This window comes from Natronotalea proteinilytica (assembly GCF_055379935.1).
The window spans coordinates 2395818-2411895 of sequence record NZ_AP043947.1; the positions used below are offsets into that span (position 1 = coordinate 2395818).

The 16078-nt window shown below is 54.1% G+C and carries 23 protein-coding genes; 1 reads left to right on the forward strand and 22 read right to left on the reverse strand.

Annotation, left to right across the window (positions count from 1 at the left end):
* Window positions 1-7: 7 nt before the first annotated feature.
* Window positions 8-1051 (forward strand): DUF72 domain-containing protein, encoded by a 1044-nt coding sequence (locus tag ACZ5AL_RS09550; protein ID WP_464510142.1) that lies wholly within the window; start codon window positions 8-10, stop codon window positions 1049-1051.
* Window positions 1052-1066: 15 nt separating this feature from the next.
* Here the strand turns inward: ACZ5AL_RS09550 and ruvX are convergent, their stop codons facing one another.
* The 22 genes from ruvX to rpsQ all read right to left on the reverse strand — a co-directional run bounded on the left by ruvX (window position 1067) and on the right by rpsQ (window position 16059).
* Window positions 1067-1489 (reverse strand): Holliday junction resolvase RuvX, encoded by a 423-nt coding sequence (gene ruvX / locus ACZ5AL_RS09555; RefSeq protein ID WP_464510143.1) that lies wholly within the window; start codon window positions 1487-1489, stop codon window positions 1067-1069.
* A gap of 407 nt (window positions 1490-1896) precedes the next feature.
* Window positions 1897-2292, reverse strand: coding sequence for an HU family DNA-binding protein (locus ACZ5AL_RS09560; RefSeq protein ID WP_464510144.1), 396 nt, complete (start codon window positions 2290-2292; stop codon window positions 1897-1899).
* A 41-nt stretch (window positions 2293-2333) separates the two neighbouring features.
* Window positions 2334-4646 carry a RelA/SpoT family protein gene (locus tag ACZ5AL_RS09565; protein WP_464510145.1) on the reverse strand — a complete coding sequence of 771 codons (2313 nt, stop codon included), beginning with the start codon at window positions 4644-4646 and terminating at the stop codon, window positions 2334-2336.
* Between the two features lie 148 nt (window positions 4647-4794).
* Window positions 4795-5265, reverse strand: coding sequence for a 50S ribosomal protein L17 (rplQ, locus tag ACZ5AL_RS09570; protein WP_464510146.1), 471 nt, complete (start codon window positions 5263-5265; stop codon window positions 4795-4797).
* Between the two features lie 104 nt (window positions 5266-5369).
* Window positions 5370-6353 (reverse strand): DNA-directed RNA polymerase subunit alpha, encoded by a 984-nt coding sequence (locus ACZ5AL_RS09575; protein ID WP_464510147.1) that lies wholly within the window; start codon window positions 6351-6353, stop codon window positions 5370-5372.
* Between the two features lie 63 nt (window positions 6354-6416).
* The gene (rpsD, locus tag ACZ5AL_RS09580) at window positions 6417-7019 is read right to left on the reverse strand and encodes a 30S ribosomal protein S4 (protein WP_464510148.1); all 603 of its coding nucleotides are present in this window, start codon (window positions 7017-7019) and stop codon (window positions 6417-6419) included.
* Between the two features lie 115 nt (window positions 7020-7134).
* Window positions 7135-7548 (reverse strand): 30S ribosomal protein S11, encoded by a 414-nt coding sequence (gene rpsK, locus ACZ5AL_RS09585; protein ID WP_464510149.1) that lies wholly within the window; start codon window positions 7546-7548, stop codon window positions 7135-7137.
* Between the two features lie 112 nt (window positions 7549-7660).
* A complete protein-coding gene (rpsM, locus tag ACZ5AL_RS09590) occupies window positions 7661-8041 on the reverse strand; it encodes a 30S ribosomal protein S13 (protein WP_464510150.1) in 381 nt (126 codons plus the stop codon).
* A gap of 120 nt (window positions 8042-8161) precedes the next feature.
* Window positions 8162-8380, reverse strand: a complete 219-nt coding sequence (infA, locus tag ACZ5AL_RS09595) for a translation initiation factor IF-1 (protein ID WP_098063378.1) — start codon at window positions 8378-8380, stop codon at window positions 8162-8164.
* Window positions 8381-8383: 3 nt separating this feature from the next.
* Window positions 8384-9193, reverse strand: a complete 810-nt coding sequence (map, locus tag ACZ5AL_RS09600; protein WP_464510151.1) for a type I methionyl aminopeptidase — start codon at window positions 9191-9193, stop codon at window positions 8384-8386.
* 44 nt (window positions 9194-9237) lie between these two features.
* The gene (secY, locus tag ACZ5AL_RS09605) at window positions 9238-10554 is read right to left on the reverse strand and encodes a preprotein translocase subunit SecY (protein WP_464510152.1); all 1317 of its coding nucleotides are present in this window, start codon (window positions 10552-10554) and stop codon (window positions 9238-9240) included.
* A 66-nt stretch (window positions 10555-10620) separates the two neighbouring features.
* Window positions 10621-11085 carry a 50S ribosomal protein L15 gene (gene rplO / locus ACZ5AL_RS09610; RefSeq protein ID WP_464510153.1) on the reverse strand — a complete coding sequence of 155 codons (465 nt, stop codon included), beginning with the start codon at window positions 11083-11085 and terminating at the stop codon, window positions 10621-10623.
* 125 nt (window positions 11086-11210) lie between these two features.
* Window positions 11211-11441: a 50S ribosomal protein L30 gene (rpmD, locus tag ACZ5AL_RS09615; RefSeq protein ID WP_464510154.1), complete on the reverse strand. Its 231-nt coding sequence runs from the start codon at window positions 11439-11441 to the stop codon at window positions 11211-11213.
* 30 nt (window positions 11442-11471) lie between these two features.
* The gene (gene rpsE / locus ACZ5AL_RS09620) at window positions 11472-12002 is read right to left on the reverse strand and encodes a 30S ribosomal protein S5 (RefSeq protein ID WP_464510155.1); all 531 of its coding nucleotides are present in this window, start codon (window positions 12000-12002) and stop codon (window positions 11472-11474) included.
* 51 nt (window positions 12003-12053) lie between these two features.
* On the reverse strand, window positions 12054-12413 hold the full coding sequence (rplR, locus tag ACZ5AL_RS09625) for a 50S ribosomal protein L18 (RefSeq protein WP_464510156.1): 360 nt from the start codon (window positions 12411-12413) through the stop codon (window positions 12054-12056).
* Between the two features lie 150 nt (window positions 12414-12563).
* Entirely contained in the window at window positions 12564-13118 is a 555-nt protein-coding gene (gene rplF / locus ACZ5AL_RS09630; protein WP_464510157.1) for a 50S ribosomal protein L6, read from the reverse strand.
* A 53-nt stretch (window positions 13119-13171) separates the two neighbouring features.
* Window positions 13172-13564, reverse strand: a complete 393-nt coding sequence (rpsH, locus tag ACZ5AL_RS09635; RefSeq protein ID WP_464513292.1) for a 30S ribosomal protein S8 — start codon at window positions 13562-13564, stop codon at window positions 13172-13174.
* Window positions 13565-13686: 122 nt separating this feature from the next.
* Window positions 13687-13956, reverse strand: coding sequence for a 30S ribosomal protein S14 (gene rpsN / locus ACZ5AL_RS09640; protein WP_464510158.1), 270 nt, complete (start codon window positions 13954-13956; stop codon window positions 13687-13689).
* A gap of 67 nt (window positions 13957-14023) precedes the next feature.
* A complete protein-coding gene (gene rplE / locus ACZ5AL_RS09645) occupies window positions 14024-14599 on the reverse strand; it encodes a 50S ribosomal protein L5 (protein WP_464510159.1) in 576 nt (191 codons plus the stop codon).
* 139 nt (window positions 14600-14738) lie between these two features.
* Window positions 14739-15125: a 50S ribosomal protein L24 gene (gene rplX, locus ACZ5AL_RS09650; RefSeq protein WP_464510160.1), complete on the reverse strand. Its 387-nt coding sequence runs from the start codon at window positions 15123-15125 to the stop codon at window positions 14739-14741.
* A 140-nt stretch (window positions 15126-15265) separates the two neighbouring features.
* Window positions 15266-15634, reverse strand: a complete 369-nt coding sequence (gene rplN / locus ACZ5AL_RS09655) for a 50S ribosomal protein L14 (RefSeq protein ID WP_464510161.1) — start codon at window positions 15632-15634, stop codon at window positions 15266-15268.
* 110 nt (window positions 15635-15744) lie between these two features.
* Window positions 15745-16059 (reverse strand): 30S ribosomal protein S17, encoded by a 315-nt coding sequence (gene rpsQ, locus ACZ5AL_RS09660; protein ID WP_464510162.1) that lies wholly within the window; start codon window positions 16057-16059, stop codon window positions 15745-15747.
* Between the last annotated feature and the right edge of the window lie 19 nt (window positions 16060-16078).

The window sequence follows — 16078 nt, forward strand, 5'->3', positions numbered from 1 at the left end:
CGTGCTTATGTCATCATTGCAGGAACTCCGCGCTCAGGCCAATGCCTATGTGTTCCACCATATCCATCCGCGCGTGCGATTTGGTACGGCAAGCGATCGCTATGCAGGCTGGATCGGGCAGATCTATCCTGAAGAAGCGCAGCAGGACGTCTCTTCTCGTTCAAAAACTATGGGCGGCACTTCGTACACGATTGAAAAGGTGCCCATCTCGTATGCCCCGGAGTACTTCGACCATTTCTCGGTGCTCGAAATTGACTTTACGTTTTATCAGCCGCTGCATGAGGGCAATGAGCCTACCCGTACGTTCTTTACGCTACAGAAGTACGCGGAGGCGGCTCCCAGCACCGCACGTTTCCTGCTGAAGGCGCCCCAACGCTTTAGCGCACGCACACTGCGGCGTTCTGGCGCCAACGGGCCGCGCTACATCGCTAATGATGCGTATTTGGATTCAGATAGCTATACGACAACGTTCTTAGATCCAGCACGCGCGCTGCTCGATAATCGACTCGCCGGTGTTATCTTTCAACAAGAGTACCAGCGGCGTACTGACAGTCCACCTCCACATGCGTTTGCCGACCAGCTGGATGGCTTCTTTACACAAGTCGATACGAGCGTTCCCACACATCTGGAAATTCGGTCGGCCCATCTCTTGCAGCCGCCTTACTTTGACTGGCTTGCCACACGCGGACTGGGCCATGTGTTTAGCCATTGGACGTGGTTGCCTATGATTCGTGAGCAGTGGAACCGCTGCGGCCAACGCTTTACCGAAGCCCAAAATACGGTGGTCAGCCGCTTGCTTACCCCCCGTGATATGAAGTATGCTGTCGCTTTTGACCATGCCCATCCGTTTGATGCACCAGCGCCCGCACTACACGACACCCAGCAGGCCCACGACATGGTGCTGGATGCTACCGCACTGGCGTTTCAGGCAGAAGCCCACGATGCCACGCTCCACCTCATTGCTAACAACCGAGCGTGGGGCAATGCGCCCGACCTAGCTCGGACCATCGCACACCGCATTCTAGACGAACGCGAAAAGCGCGCAGCATAGCTTCTATGTGATCAACTATTCATCCAGGTAGTCTTGCAAAATAAGCGCCGCCGCCGCCGCATCCACACGGCCCTTGTCATAGCGTCCGGCCTGCAGAACCCCCGCTTCTCCGAGCGCTTGCTTAGCCAACTCCGAGGTGTAGTATTCGTCGCGACGTACGATACGGACGTGTGGCAACGCTTTTTCTATCGCGTTGATGCGCAGCTGTATCTCTTCGGCAAGTGTGCCCGGCGTACCGTCATGCAGATAAGGCCACCCTACCACCACGCCCTCTACACCATGTTTGGCGTCGAGCGCTTCAAGGGCCTCTATAAGATCATGGGGCGGTACCGTCGTCTCCGGCTGAGCAACCATGCCCAACGGATCGGCCAGGGCAATCCCAACGCGCTGCGTGCCGTAGTCAATGCCCACCCAGCGAGCTGGTGTGCGTAGGCTCATTTGAATGTATCCCGTTGAATGTATCCGTGATGTATCGGTGACCTCTCAATCTCTACCTACTGCTGTGTCATACCTGAATGTTCGGGGACGGAGATCGTGCCAACCTCTGTGCCCACCCCTCCAAAAAACCTGTCATGGTGAGCGCCCTGACCGCAGGGAAGAAGTGCTTTTAGAGTGCACGCGACGGGTCCAGCCCGGAGCACGCCGAACCATCTCCGCGAGGTTCAGCAGGCTCTGATCGATCGAGTGGCCCTGCTCATTTCGAGGGAGATTGTTACTCACTGCGTTTGTCAGTCGCTTCGCTCGTGTCAGGACTCCGCACCTGCTAGACGCAGTTGCTCCGCTCAAGATGACATCATTTAATTGGGGCGTTGTCGTCCACCCAAACGTCGATTTGTGACACAGTACTACGTAGCGTCGCCTTCTGGACTCTCGTCCTCGTCGAGGTGCTTATCGGCGCTGCCTTCGGGGATGTCGTACCCGAGTTCATGCAACGGCACCTGTAGCACCTCGCGGATCCGCTTGCCGGGTCGAAAATGGGTCTTGCGACGACTATGGACAAACACGGTTTCGTTGGTCTTTGGATTGCGTGCTTTGGGCTTGGCCTTGGTTTTCTTGACCTCGAACACGCCAAAATCGCGCAGTTCGATGCGCAACTCAGGGTCAGCCTCGGTCAAAAAATCACCCAGGACCTGTATCACCGTGTTTACCCAGGGTTCGCTCTTGTACACCGGCGTATCCATGTGCTGAGCTACCCGACGAGCAATGTCTTTTTTTGTGATCGTTTCGGTACGGTCTGTCATTGTATTGAAGGGGATGATGATAAAACCAGTGTATTGAGGTGTTACTCCTCGAAACGGTATACTCCATGGATCCCGTCAATGCGCTTGAGCCGCTCCATGAGCCGCTGCAAGTGCTCCAAATCACTCACATGAAGAACAATCGTTCCAGAGAATATACCGTCCTCTGAATCAATAGTTATAGACCGAATATTCGTCTTTAAGTTCTTGGAAATCACAGTCGTTAGGTCATTGACCATTCCTACCCGGTCTTCGCCGACCAATCGCAACGCTGCTCCAAACTGAACATCGTTTTGATGACTCCAGTCAACCTCTAGAATGCGATCGGGGTGATTGGCAAGCAGATCGGGCGCATTCTGGCAATTCGACCGATGTATATTGATCGCACCGGTGCGACTCACAAACCCAAACACTTCATCGCCCGGAATGGGGTTGCAACACGCAGCATAGTTCACTGCAATGTCGGTCTGCAACTCGCCGTTAATGAGCAGTGCTTGTTTGCCCGATGTCTGGGCCGCATCCAAAAAGCGTTCGTACTTTTTGCGCAGGGCTTGTTCATCGGCATCTTTCGTGGTATCATTGGACTCTTTATTGCCCGACTTAATGCGGTCTATAAGCTCATCGGGTTCATACAACCCACTTCCTATTTCATAGAACAGCTGCTGCAGGTCAGGAAACTTCAGCTCATGAGCCACCTCCTGCAAGTCTTGGTCGCTAATTTCGATGTTTGCACGGCGGGCTTCTTTTTCCCAAATCTCGCGCCCCAGTTTGGCGGTTTTACGACGCTTCTCGTTCGTCCAGTGGCGAATGCGGCTTCGTGCTTTGTGCGTCACCACAAAGTTAATCCAGTCGGGATTGGGGCTTTGTTTTTTGGAGGTGATAATTTCGACTTGGTCGCCACTTGTTAACTCATGTGACAGTGGTACCATCTTTCCATTGACTTTTGCCCCGATGCACTGCATCCCCACTTCGGTGTGTACCTTGAAGGCAAAATCGACGGGGGTAGCCCCTTGCGGCAGTGTCATAAGATCGCCACGGGGCGTGAAAACATAAATCTCCTCGTCATAGAGATTAAGCTGAAACTCTTCGACAAACTCGGTAGCTTGTTCCGGCTTCGGACTTTCAAGCAGGTCGCGCACCCAGTCGAGAAACTGATCCATCTCTTCGTCTGAGTGGTCGGCTCCTTCTTTATATTTCCAGTGGGCGGCGACCCCACGCTCTGCAATCTCGTGCATCTCTTGCGTACGCACTTGCACCTCAACGCGCCGTCCTTTGGGCCCTAAGACGGTCGTATGCAAACTCTGGTATCCATTGGACTTCGGCACCGAGATGAAGTCACGGAAGCGCTCTGGAAGAGGCTTGTACAGGTCGGTCACGATCGAATACACCCGCCAGCAGTCCTCGCGCCCTTTTTTGCCGTCCTCATCGATCACAATGCGAATCGCAAAGATGTCGTAGATCTCATCAAGCGGCTTATTTTGCCGTTTCATCTTACGGTGAATCGAGTAGATATTCTTGACACGCCCGTAGATGTCAAAGGTAAAGCCTTCTTTTTCAAGGCGTTGTTTCAACGGTTCGACAAAGTAGGCAATGTACGCCTCACGCTCTTCCTCACGATCAGCCAGTGCGTCCACGATATTGTAGTACGCATCCGGATCCAGCACCTTGAGCGACAGATCTTCCAGTTCGCTCTTCACAGCAAAGAGACCAAATCGGTGCGCCAGTGGGGCAAAAAGTTCGCGAGTTTCGCTGGCTTTTTTGAGCTGCTTCTCCTTGGGAAGCGCCTCAATGGTGCGCATGTTGTGCAAGCGATCGGCAAACTTGACCAGAATCACCCGCAAGTCGGTTGCCATTGAGAGCATCAGCTTACGCACGTTCTCGGCCTGTCCAAGCTCACGGCTTGTAAACACACCGCTGATCTTTGTAAGCCCGTCAATGATGGTGGCGAGTGTATCGCCAAACTCCTCGCGGATCAACCCAATAGAAAGATTCGTGTCCTCAACCACGTCATGGAGTAACGCCGCTGCCACACTCACGTCATCCAGTCCAATGTCGCGTGCAACGATGGTGGCCACCCGTAGTGGATGACTGATGTATCGCTCACCTGAGGCGCGCCAGTGGTTGCGATGGGCCCAATAGCTGAGACGAAACGCACGCCGGATCATGTCTTCGTCTACATGGGGCAAATGCGTACGACAGTGGGCAAGCAGTTCTTCTAATCGCGCCTCATACTGCGGCTCTATAGAAATATTGGCCTCTTTGAGTACGGAGGAGGCTTGAATCATAATCGGATTGGGAGCGGTGGATGCCGGTAGGGGGTTGGTGTTTATTACGATAGCAAGAAGAGTGGGATTCATGCGCTGTCAGTTGCAGCGCTACCAGAAAATTGGAAGCGATCACACGGTCTAATTAGCACACCAAACTAATTAGCAGACCAAAAAAAGCGGAGCAAGCACATCGGCTTACTCCGCTCTTCTTCTTACAATGCTATGTCGTGCTCTTGTATCAGGCGTTGGCTGCAGCCTCTTCGGACTCTTCCTCGCGTTTGCCTTTGCCACTGCCGCGCCGGGTGCGCGAACTGCTTCCGCTGCCGCTAGCCGTTGAAGAGGGGGGGATGTCGTTATAATCGACAAGCTCAACAAGAGCCATTTCCGACCCATCGTTGTTGCGCTGCCCAAGCTTAATGATGCGCACATATCCACCGGGACGCCCTTCTACGCGCTCGCCGATTTCATCAAACAACGTGGAGACTGCTTTCTTATCCTGCAGGTAGCGGAAGACCTGACGGCGGTTATGCTCGGTATCGGTCTTCGCACGCGTGATGAGCGGCTCTATAAACGGACGGATGGCCTTGGCCTTCGCAATGGTTGTGCGAATGTGTTTGTGCTCGATCAGAGCGTTAGAGAGCGCAGCCAAGGTGCGCTTGCGGTGGGGACTGGTGCGTCCCAACTTATGACGTTTGGTACGATGTCTCATGGCGAATCAATAACCTGAAATTAGCAGATGCCGGGCGGAGTCGTATGCAGCAAACGGCCTCTGTCACGGGGTTCATGATGGAGGCAACGAATGGTGCCCTCCAGCTAGCTGGTTTGTTCTTCGAGGTACTCTTCAACGTTCATGCCGAAGTGTAGGCCGCGTTCATCGAGTACTTCAACCAACTCTTGGAGCGACTTCCGGCCAAAGTTGCGGAATTTGAGCATTTCGTTTTCTTCGCGCCGCACCAAGTCGCCGATGTTTTTGATGCTGGCGGCTTTAAGACAGTTGTGCGAACGCACCGACAGGTCGAGCTCGTCAACGGGTTGGGCCAGCAGCTCGCGAATGCGTTTGACCTCTTCATCGACCTCTTGTTCTTCAACCATCGGCTCGGGCTCCTCATCCAACTGAATGAAGAACTGAATATGGTCGCGCAGGATAGCAGCCGCGCGCGTCAGTGCCTCTTCAGGCGTAATGGAGCCGTCGGTATCGACTTCGAGGGTAAGCTCTTCATAATCGATCTTTTCGCCAATACGCATTGGCTTCACCGAGTACTTTACGTTTTTGATCGGCGTAAAGATCGAATCGATTGCGATCACCCCAATGGGGTCATCTTCGCGCTTGTTATCTTCAGACGAGACATATCCTCGTCCATAGCCTACACGCAAGTCTGCTTCTACAACCGCATCTTCAGCCAACGTGGCGATATGATGCTCGGGGTTAAGCACCTCAAACTCGTTGGTGGCGTCGTTCAAGTCGGCCCCGGTCCAGTTACCTGGTCCTTCCAACGAGAGTGAGATATGTGCTTCATGCATTTCCTCAGCCCTCAGGCGAAGTCCCTTCAGGTTCAGAATGATGTCCGACACATCTTCGGTTACCCCGGGAATGGTTGAGAACTCGTGCTGTACGCCGTTGATCTTGATCGCGGTAACGGCTTGCCCGCGCATAGACGACAGCATCACGCGGCGCAAAGCATTACCAATGGTAATGCCAAACCCGCGCTCAAGCGGTTCGATAATGAACTGTCCTGTGGTGTCGGTGGCGTCTTCGACTTGGACGCCATCCGGCATTTGAATCCCGAAATTGTTCATACGCTCGAATCGATGGGTATTTGGCAAGGGCAGTACTTGAGCGTGTGGAGCAGCGCTCGCATTCTACTTCGAGTAGAGCTCCACAATCAACTGAGCATCGATGTTTTCTGGAATCTCATCGACCTCGGGCGTGCGAATCACTTTTCCTTTTACTTTCTCACGATCCACCTCAACCCAGGGGAAAACGCGGCGCTGGCGAGAGACGTTTTCCTGAACAGGCTCAATATTTTTGCTACGCGGACGCACTTCAATGATGTCGTCGGGGGTGACCGAATACGACGGAATGTTCACGATCCGGTCGTTGACCAGCAAGTGGCGGTGCGTCACAAACTGACGAGCTTGGCGACGGGTACGGGCGAAGCCCATCCGAAACACCATGTTATCGAGGCGCATCTCCAGCATCTGGAGGAGGTTATCCCCTGTTACCCCGCGCTTACGCGCTGCTTTGTTAAACAGATTTTTGAATTGCCGCTCAAGCAAGCCATAGGTGTACTTGGCTTTTTGCTTTTCTTTGAGCTGCACCGCATACTCGCTTTCGCGACGGCGACGTCCGCGCCCGTGTTGTCCCGGGGGATACGGCTTACGCTCTAAAGCTTTGCTGGGGCCAAAAATGGGCTCCTTGAAACGACGAGCTACTTTTTGCTTTGGGCCTCGGTATCGAGCCATCTGAACTCTTTTGTTATGCTATTGTGTTGGAGGTAGTCGGGGAGCTGAACCAGCTGCATGCTGTTGCTTTCCTGTGGAAAGGTGCAGATGCATGCCGTAATTCAGCTGATCAGCATCACACGCGGCGACGCTTCGGCGGGCGGCAACCATTATGGGGCAGCGGCGTTACGTCGCGGATCGTTGCCACTTCAAGGCCGACATCAGAAAGCGCACGTACGGCCCCTTCTCTTCCAGAGCCAGGCCCTTTCACATACACATCGACGCGACGTAGCCCAAGGTCGTATGCTTCTTGCGCTGCAGCCTGTCCGGCCCGCTGTGCGGCATAGGGCGTGTTCTTACGGCTGCCTTTGAACCCCATCTTCCCAGCACTGGCCCACGAAATCGTATTCCCGTACTGGTCGGTGAGTGTGATAATGACGTTGTTGAAGGTGGACTTGATGTAGGCACGTCCGTTTGACTCAACGACCACGTTCTTTTTACGAACGGCTCGTTTGCCTTTTCCTTTCTTGCCTTTATTTTGCTTGGCCATATCAGTAAGCAGTATGATGGTTGAATACAGTAGATCGGATGCCCAGGGGCGTGCTTTTCATGCTGGATGAGCAAGTCACGCCGCCTTGCCGCAATCATCAATCGGTGCCGCGTTACTTGCGTGGAGCCGTTTTCTTGCCGGCCACCGTCTTGCGCTTCCCTTTGCGGGTGCGGGCGTTCGTTTGGGTGCGTTGTCCGCGCACCGGCAGCCCTTTACGATGGCGCTGGCCACGGTAGCACCCGATGTCCATCAATCGTTTGATGTTCATCTGCACTTCCGTGCGCAACTGACCTTCAACAACATACTCCTCTTCGATAAGACGGCGCACTTCGCGCGTTTCCGTGTCAGTCCACTCACGGGGGTGCTTGTCCTTATCGACGTCAGCACGGTCTAGAATTTCTTGCGCGCGCGACTGCCCTACACCAAAGATATCGGTGAGGGCAATTTCGCCACGCTTATGGTTGGGGATGTCAACTCCGGCTATTCGAGGCATGGATTGGGGCGTCTTGGTGGTAACAGCGTTTAAATAAGGACATAGCAGGGGCGATCCGCGGTGTCGAAGCACCGACGGCATTCCCTTACAAGCATCAGCTCAAACGGCAGCCATAGAAAACTACTTGTAGCGGTACACAATGCGGCCCTTCGAGAGATCGTACGGCGAAAGCTCAACCTTTACACGGTCTCCGGGAAGGATTTTGATGTAGTTCATTCGCATCTTCCCCGAAAGCAGACCGAGAATCTCGTGTCCGTTTTCGAGTTCTACGCGAAACTGCGCGTTTGGAAGAGCCTCAAGGACTTCTCCGTCTTGTTCAATGGCTTCTTCTTTTGCCATGGGCTATGCTGATTCTGAGAAAGAAGTTGTGTAGGGGGGCGTGTGAACGCGTTCAATGTAATCGAACGTACTGAGCACTTCGTAGCCATCGGCATGAACCGCGACCATATGCTCGTAATGCGCAGATGGTTGTCGATCCGCTGTACGCACCGTCCACCCATCTGTATCAGTGGTTACCTCATCCGTTCCGATGTTAATCATCGGTTCAATACAAATCACAAGACCCGGCTTAATGCGGCGACCTGTTCCGGGACTTCCGTAGTTAGGAACCTGCGGCTCTTCCCACAGGCTACGTCCTACACCGTGCCCACACAAGGCCTTCACGATCCCGTAGTTGGCACACACCGACTCTACGGCATGTCCAATATCGCCAATTCGGTTACCGGGCTGGGCGGCATCAACGCCGGCCATCAGTCCACGATACGTTATGTCGCACAGCGTACGGTGTTCATTGCTGAGGTCGCCAACTGCGAATGTGTAGGCACTGTCGCCAATAAACCCGTCAAGACGCACGCCACAGTCAATGGAAAGCAGATCGCCATTTTCTAATGGCGTGTCATCGGGAATACCGTGCACAACTGCGTCGTTCACAGAGACGCAGAGCGTGGCCGGAAATACATTGGACCCGGCTTTGTGTCCTTTGAATGCGGGTTCTGCATCATGGGAGCGAATAAACGCTTCGGCGATTGCATCCAGTTCGCGGGGAGTCACTCCCGGCTCTACATGGTTAGCAATTTCGCCCAGTGTTTGGCCGACGAGGTCTGCGCTGGCGCGCAGGCGGGCTATTTCGCGCTCACTTTTTAACTGTACCATGTGGCGTCGAATAAATCGGGGGAGGTAAGATGTCCATCGCATGATTATCCGCGCCTACCGCGCATTTTGCCGCTCTTCATGAATCCGTCGTAATGACGCATGAGCAGATGGCTTTCGATCTGCTGCAAGGTGTCGAGGGTAACTTGCACGATAATGAGCAGGCTGGTCCCACCAAAGAACATCGCAAATCCTTGTGATACGCCCGCTTGCATAGCAAAGGCAGGCAGGATCGCTACAAAGCCCAGGAAGAGCGAGCCCGGTAGCGTAACCCGCGTCAGAATGTTATCGATGAACTCACTTGTTTGCTTCCCGGGACGAATGCCGGGGATAAAGCCTCCTTGTCGCTTCATGGTATCCGCCATTTCTTTTGGATTCACCGTAATGGCGGTGTAGAAGTACGTGAAGAAGAACGTCATCCAGAAGAACACAAACGAATACCCGAACCCTGAAATGTCAGAGAACCAGGCGCCCATATTCTGCATGAGGGGACTATCCGGAAAGAACGCTGCCACCGTCGATGGAATGAACATAATCGACTGGGCGAAGATAATCGGCATTACACCGGCCGCGTTTACTCGGATAGGCAGATACTGAGTCGTTCCGCCATACACTTTGCGCCCAACCACCCGCTTGGCATACTGCACCGGAATCCGGCGGATGCCTTGCGAAACCAGCACGATACCGCCCGTGATGAGCGTCCACATACCGATTTCAAGCAGGAAGATAAAGAAGTTGTTCGTGAGGTTGAACTCGTTGATCACCGCATTGGGCAGGAACGCAATAATCCCGATCGTAATCAGCAACGAGATTCCGTTTCCAATACCGTCTTCTGAGATCCGTTCACCCAGCCACATCACGAACACGGTACCAGAGGTCAGCACAATCACTGTTGTGATCATGAACAGCGTGGGACTGATCACAATGGCTGTGCCTGTAGCGCCATATTGTAGATTAATGGCATAGCCGATCGATTGCAGCGACGTAATACCTACAGTAAGGTACCGTGTTATCTGCGTAATCTTGCGTCGGCCCTCTTCGCCTTCGCGCTTCAGCTTCTGGAAGTACGGAACGACCGCCCCCATCAACTGAATGATAATCGCTGCCGTAATGTACGGCATGATTCCTAGGGCGAAGATCCCTGCTTGTAGAAAGGCACCTCCTACGAACATATCGAGAAAGCCAAAGAGGCCTGCGTCGCCCCCTTGTTCGGTTACTTCATTGAGCACCTGTGCGTCCACTCCAGGAAGAGTGACGTAGGCACCAATGCGATAGACGACAAAGAGCCCCAGCGTATACATAATACGCTGGCGCAGCTCTTCGACCTTCCAGATGTTACGAAAGCTTTCGGCAAGACCGGCCATACGAAAAGGCGTTCTCTGGCGGCGAAAAGTCCGAGGACTTCTCTACGCGCCAATGGATGTAGAAAGTTACTCTAGGTGCGTCACGGTTCCGCCCGCGGACTCGATTTTCTCTTGGGCTGACCCACTAAACGCGTGGGCCTGCACGTCAAGAGCAACATCGAGATCTCCTTTGCCCAGCACTTTTACACGCTCGGCACTACGCACCGCTCCTGCGCGCTCAAGCACGTCAGGGGTAATGGGAGCATCGGTTGGCAGCGTACCCTCATGGGCAAGGCGAGCCAAGCGCTCCACATTTACTATACTGTATTCGGTGCGAAACGGGTTGTTGAACCCAAACTTCGGAACGCGGCGATGCAGAGGCATCTGGCCACCTTCAAACCAGAGCGGGCGGTTTTTGCTACCCGATCGGCTTGATTGGCCTTTAGTGCCACGCGTCGAACTGTGTCCGCCACGTCCTGAGCCAACTCCACGGCCCAGACGCTTTTTCTTTTGGGTGGCCCCTTCAGCAGGGGAGAGGTTACTGAGATCCATATCGGTAAAGGCTCAGGTGCTGCTTTAGCAGGGTTGAGTGCCTAAAGAAGCACGCGGTGGAAAGAGTGCGAGTGTGTGTGCAGGCAAGCCCAGTGGGCTTTGCGCCACATACGTGTGACGGTGCGCTAAGCTGTAGCTTCGGCCTCCTCGGAGGGGGCTTCGGCTTCCTCAGCATCGTCAATCTCTTCGACAGTAATCAAGTGGTTCACCTTGCGAATCATGCCCCGAATTTGCGGGGTATCGCGGTGCTCGGCTACGTCATTAGGACGCTTCAAGCCGAGGGCTTTCATGGTGCGACGCTGTTTTTTTGTGCGTCGGTTCAGGCTTCGCACTTGTGTTAGTTTAAGGGTAGGCATAGGGGTAGAGGCAGCCAGGCAAATGATAAGTTATCCGTTGAAGACTTTTTCGAGAGGGATGCCGCGACGGCGAGCCACTTCGAGGGCGTCTTCGAGTGAGGCGAGAGCGTTGATCGTTGCTTTCACCTGGTTGTGCGGATTGCTGGTTCCAATTGACTTGGACAGCACGTTTGTGAGTCCTGCACACTCAAGCACAGCACGCACACCGCCACCAGCAATTACACCCGTACCCGGTGCAGCAGGCTTCAAGAGCACTTTTCCAGCGTCTTGCTGCCCTACCACTTTATGAGGAATCGTGCCATCACGAATCGGGACACGAACCAAGTTCTTTTTGGCATCCTCATTCCCTTTGGAGATAGCATCGGATACCTGGTTGGCTTTGCCTAAGCCAGCACCAACGAGGCCGTTTTCATTTCCAACAACAACAATGGCGTTGAAGGAAAAGCGACGCCCTCCTTTCACGACCTTAGACACCCGGTTGATCGCAACAAGGCGATCTACCCAGTTTTCTTGACGCTTATTGGAATTGGCTCGCTTACGCTTATTCTTTCTCTTGGCCATAGTGTGGCTGCGGGTCTACGTGTGTCGTGTGCAAATGGGGGAAGCTACAGGTTATAAGTGAAGACCGCCTTCGCGGGCTCCTTCAGCCAGTGCCTCTACGCGCCCGTGGTACTTGTATCCACTGCGGTCGAAGACGACACGGTCAATACCGGCATCTTGAGCGCGTTCAGCGAGAACACGCCCAACGGCATGGCTTTCTTCGGTAGGGGTATCCCCATCGACAGCCGATTCACGACTTGATGCCGAAGCTAGCGTGTGTCCGGCCCAGTCGTCAATAAGCTGGGCATAGATATACTGGTTCGAGCGATACACCGAGAGCCGTGGGCGCTGCGACGTTCCAATAATGGTCTGTCGAATGTTGCGGTGAATGCGCTTGCGGCGCTCACGGGTTTCTGTTTTGCCTTTCGCCATGTGTACTGTATCCGTCTTAAACTCTGAGTAGGGCGGCTAAGGGCGTGCGCCATGGTACGGCGCATCGCGAGGCCCTTGCACAATGCATGAAGGGATTCGAAGGGAGGGCGACACACCGATATTGGCGTGCTCGCGCAGGCCGCCTCGTGCTTAACGGGCTGCCGTCTTTCCAGCTTTAAGGGGCACGTGCTCGCCCACGTAGCGCACTCCCTTGCCTTTGTACGGCTCAGGCGGACGCAGATCGCGAATCTTGGCGGCTACTTGCCCAACCAGCTGCTTGTCAATGCCCTCAATAGTGATAACATCGTCTTTACCGCGCCCCGACTCAATTTCTACATCCACCTCTTCAGGTGGCAGAAAAAAGATCGGGTGCGAAAAGCCCAGGGCTAACTCAATAGCATCCCCATCCATGGTGGCGCGATATCCCACGCCCTTGATGGTCAATGCCTTTTTATAGCCCTCGGTAACACCGATAACCATGTTAGCAACCAACGAACGCGACATACCGTGTGCAGCACGGTGACGCTTTTGATCGGTTGGGCGATTTATGATAATTGCCCCATCTTCGACCGTGACTTTCATCTCAGGGTCGATCTGCTCCGTTAGCGTCCCTTTCGGGCCCTCTACAGTTACGAGGTTCGTGTCACTAACGGACACCGATACGTTGTCATCGAACGTAATGGGCTTGCTACCTATGCGAGCCATGAATACACCTATCAATCAAAGGGTGAACAATCGTGGGCGGTCCTAGCCGGTGGTTAAAATACCCGAGCTAACACCTCTCCGCCTACACCGAAACGACGCGCTTCTTTGTTACTCATCACACCACGCGAAGTAGACAAAATGGCAATACCAAGTCCGTTCTTTACGCGGGGAAGATCAGTGGACTTTGCGTACTGGCGTAGTCCGGGTTTCGACACGCGCTCCAGCAACTGAATGGCTGGCTCGCCTGTGCGATCGTACTTCAGGTAGATGCGCAACCGGCCTTGCTTACCATCCTCAATGTTGAGGTAGTTTTTAATATACCCCTTCTCCATCAAAATCTGCGTGATGGCTCGTTTGAGGTTTGAGGCAGGGACCTCCACATAATCATGGTTGGCCTGCTGGGCATTACGAATGCGCGCCAGATAATCGGCTACAGGATCGGAAATTCCACTCATTGTACGGTTATTGCGTCTCTATTGTCGTGAGGGCAGAACGCGCAACGCATGTAACGGAAAGCCTGAATGGCTCGGTGCGCGTTACCAGCGAGGCGCGGCCAAAAAGCACGGCGTTACCAGCTAGATTTACGGACTCCAGGAATGTGTCCCTTCAAGGCCAGCTCGCGAAACACGATGCGGGATACGCCAAACTCGCGGATGTATCCACGAGTACGCCCAGAAATAGGGCAGCGGTTGTTTTGGCGTACCGGGCTCGCATCACGGGGTAGCTTTTGCAGCTCCACCCATTTGCCTTGCTCCTTGAGCTCACGGCGCTTCTCTTTGTACTTCTCGTATGTCTTGCGGCGTTTCTTTTCGCGCGCAATCCAGCTTTTCTTCGCCATAGGGGGTATCAGCTAATCAGCTTCGCGTTAAACAGGGGGTTACACAGCACGTTGGGAGTCAGACTAATTACGCCGCCACCGCTTCGTCTTCTTCGCGGCGGACAAACGGCATGCCCAGCTTCTTAAGCAGAGCGTAGCCTTCTTCATCGGTTTCTGCAGACGTCACAAAAGTGATATCCATACCACCAACACGGTCTACATTGTCGACACTGATCTCTGGAAAGATCGTTTGCTCTTTGATGCCCAGCGTGTAGTTGCCGTGGCCATCAAAGCTGCGATCAGGCACGCCCTGGAAATCGCGCACGCCTGGCAGTGCCAGCGTAACAAGACGATCAAAGAACTCGTACATGCGTGCGTCGCGCAGTGTCACGCGCAATCCAACAGGCATGCCTTCGCGAATCCCAAAGTTCGAGATACTCTTCTTGGCACGCGTCACTTCAGGATGCTGGCCGGTGATGGTCCGTAGTTCATCTACGGCATCATCGAGAACTTTCTGAGTTTCGGCGGCCTCACCGATTCCCTTATTGATGCAGATCTTTTCCAAGCGCGGCGCCCGCATGACATTGTCATAGCCAAACTCCTCAAGGAGTGCAGGCCGCACTTCGTCGTTGTACTTAGTTTTCAGTCGTGGAGGCTGTGCCATAGCGTATCAATCAATCGTTGGGTGCATCCTGCAGTGTATCAAAAACGAGCCTACTGCAGATGTTGAAAATGATTAGGCATGCAGGCGGGTTCCCCCCTCCATACTCGTTTCATGCGGGCCTACAAGCCCGAGGCGATTCTTAATCGTCGAGCTCTTCGCCTGTTGTTTTTGCGTATCGAACCCAGCGTCCTCGGCCAGTTTCTTCATCTTCGATACGTTTACGTCCAATGCGTGTGGGGTCGCCGTTGCTGTCAATCGGATTTACGTTAGATACGTGAATGGGCGCCTCACGCTCTACACGGCCTCCGCTCTGGTTGGCTTGGCTGGGCTTCTCGTGATAGATGCGCATATTTACGCCTTCAACGATCACGCGCTCACGCTCCGGAAACACCCGAAGCACTTTGCCCACGTGGCCTTTCTCGCGGTCGTCTCCCGCAGAGGAGGCCGACGTTATGGTCTTGTTGAGCATGACCATATCGCCCTTTTTAATGTGGAGTTTGCGTTGTTTGTTTTTTTTACGCGGCATAAGGCCTGGTCAATCGTTTCGTCTATAACAAAGGGGTGTTGGTCTGAAGCAGCAGAATGCCTGCTCAATGGACGAGCATCATGCTGCAATTGTCGCTTCTGCGCAACAACTCGGAGCGAGAGCGCAAAGAACCTCGGCGGTCAGAGCACCTCTGGAGCAAGCGATACAATCCGCATGAACTGCTTCTCGCGCAGTTCGCGTGCAACGGGGCCAAAGACACGGGTGCCTACCGGCTCCCCCTGCTGGTCAATCAGCACGGCGGCGTTTTCATCAAACCGGATGTACGACCCGTCGCTGCGCCCCACTTCTTTGCGGGTACGCACTACGACAGCAGGGCTTACCTCGCCCTTGCCTACCGTACCACCGGGAATGGCCGACTTTACCGAGACCATAATCCGGTCGCCAAGGCTGGCATAGCGGCGTCCGCTACTCCCCAGCACTCGAATGCATTGTACTTCTTTTGCACCGCTGTTGTCGGCTACTTTAAGTCGTGATTCTTGCTGAACCATCGCGTGTCACACAGTCAAATATAAAAGGGATCATACAGAGGCCTGCGGGCCGTTATCAGCACAGCACAAAGCCGTGCAAACCGCACGCGTGCAGGCTGCGCAGCCGTGTTCTACTTGGCGCGCTCAATAATGTCGGTGAGGCGCCACCGCTTGCGCTTGCTAAGCGGACGCGTCTCCTGAATGCGCACAATGTCGCCTTCTTTGGCGGTTTCCTCTTCGTCATGCGCCAGCATTTTGGAAGAGCGCTCCAGGTACTTTCCGTACATGGGGTGCTTCATTTGACGCCGCACGTTTACCGTAATGGTTTTATCCATTTTGGTGCTTGTCACAATACCTACCCGTTCTTTGCGCGCATTGCGCTCGGGGGATTGCTCATCGGCAGCAGCCTGCTCTACAGGATCGGAGTCTACTTGGGGGTCAGCCATATCTAAATCGTCAGGTCGT

Bases quoted from the DNA above. Each gene is read 5' to 3' on its own strand.
- ACZ5AL_RS09550 (WP_464510142.1), top strand. From the start codon at position 8: ATGTCATCATTGCAGGAACTCCGCGCTCAGGCCAATGCCTATGTGTTC.
- ACZ5AL_RS09560 (WP_464510144.1), bottom strand. From the start codon at position 2,292: ATGACAGACCGTACCGAAACGATCACAAAAAAAGACATTGCTCGTCGG.
- rplQ (WP_464510146.1), bottom strand. From the start codon at position 5,265: ATGAGACATCGTACCAAACGTCATAAGTTGGGACGCACCAGTCCCCAC.
- infA (WP_098063378.1), bottom strand. From the start codon at position 8,380: ATGGCAAAAGAAGAAGCCATTGAACAAGACGGAGAAGTCCTTGAGGCT.
- rplO (WP_464510153.1), bottom strand. From the start codon at position 11,085: ATGGATCTCAGTAACCTCTCCCCTGCTGAAGGGGCCACCCAAAAGAAA.
- ruvX (WP_464510143.1), bottom strand. From the start codon at position 1,489: ATGAGCCTACGCACACCAGCTCGCTGGGTGGGCATTGACTACGGCACG.
- rplE (WP_464510159.1), bottom strand. From the start codon at position 14,599: ATGGCACAGCCTCCACGACTGAAAACTAAGTACAACGACGAAGTGCGG.
- ACZ5AL_RS09565 (WP_464510145.1), bottom strand. From the start codon at position 4,646: ATGAATCCCACTCTTCTTGCTATCGTAATAAACACCAACCCCCTACCG.
- rplX (WP_464510160.1), bottom strand. From the start codon at position 15,125: ATGCCGCGTAAAAAAAACAAACAACGCAAACTCCACATTAAAAAGGGC.
- rplN (WP_464510161.1), bottom strand. From the start codon at position 15,634: ATGGTTCAGCAAGAATCACGACTTAAAGTAGCCGACAACAGCGGTGCA.
- ACZ5AL_RS09575 (WP_464510147.1), bottom strand. From the start codon at position 6,353: ATGAACAATTTCGGGATTCAAATGCCGGATGGCGTCCAAGTCGAAGAC.
- rpmD (WP_464510154.1), bottom strand. From the start codon at position 11,441: ATGCCTACCCTTAAACTAACACAAGTGCGAAGCCTGAACCGACGCACA.
- rplR (WP_464510156.1), bottom strand. From the start codon at position 12,413: ATGGCGAAAGGCAAAACAGAAACCCGTGAGCGCCGCAAGCGCATTCAC.
- secY (WP_464510152.1), bottom strand. From the start codon at position 10,554: ATGGCCGGTCTTGCCGAAAGCTTTCGTAACATCTGGAAGGTCGAAGAG.
- rplF (WP_464510157.1), bottom strand. From the start codon at position 13,118: ATGGCTCGCATAGGTAGCAAGCCCATTACGTTCGATGACAACGTATCG.
- rpsM (WP_464510150.1), bottom strand. From the start codon at position 8,041: ATGCCTCGAATAGCCGGAGTTGACATCCCCAACCATAAGCGTGGCGAA.
- rpsK (WP_464510149.1), bottom strand. From the start codon at position 7,548: ATGGCCAAGCAAAATAAAGGCAAGAAAGGAAAAGGCAAACGAGCCGTT.
- map (WP_464510151.1), bottom strand. From the start codon at position 9,193: ATGGTACAGTTAAAAAGTGAGCGCGAAATAGCCCGCCTGCGCGCCAGC.
- rpsQ (WP_464510162.1), bottom strand. From the start codon at position 16,059: ATGGCTGACCCCCAAGTAGACTCCGATCCTGTAGAGCAGGCTGCTGCC.
- rpsN (WP_464510158.1), bottom strand. From the start codon at position 13,956: ATGGCGAAGAAAAGCTGGATTGCGCGCGAAAAGAAACGCCGCAAGACA.
- rpsD (WP_464510148.1), bottom strand. From the start codon at position 7,019: ATGGCTCGATACCGAGGCCCAAAGCAAAAAGTAGCTCGTCGTTTCAAG.
- rpsE (WP_464510155.1), bottom strand. From the start codon at position 12,002: ATGGCCAAGAGAAAGAATAAGCGTAAGCGAGCCAATTCCAATAAGCGT.